This is a genomic window from Mesorhizobium sp. WSM4898 (genome assembly GCF_029625845.1).
Taxonomy (GTDB): Bacteria; Pseudomonadota; Alphaproteobacteria; order Rhizobiales; family Rhizobiaceae; genus Mesorhizobium.
Genome location: NZ_JARTVQ010000055.1, coordinates 1 through 239 on the forward strand (window position 1 = coordinate 1; position 239 = coordinate 239).

1 protein-coding gene is annotated in these 239 nt (G+C 46.4%); it reads right to left on the bottom strand.

Features of this window, described 5'->3' with window-relative positions; translation table 11 throughout:
* Positions 1–239 (bottom strand): hypothetical protein (locus P9228_RS30930; protein WP_278057072.1); only part of this gene is annotated, 239 nt, incomplete at both ends.

Here is a 239-nt window from a genome sequence, read left to right on the forward strand (position 1 = left end):
GTCATTCTTTGGAAGAAGCTTCAATCCCAGTAGACGGAGCAATGCGTACACATTGATGTGCCAAAAACGACGGAGGAGAGCCGCTTTGTTTTCTTCAATTCCTGGTTGATCTGGCATGACATCACCGATGGTAAAGTTGGAGGTCACGAGGACGGTGGTGCGGCATAGTTGGGGTGTTTTGTATTTTTGATCCACTGCAAATCCTGACTCATCACAAATGGTCTTGATGAAGTTAAGGG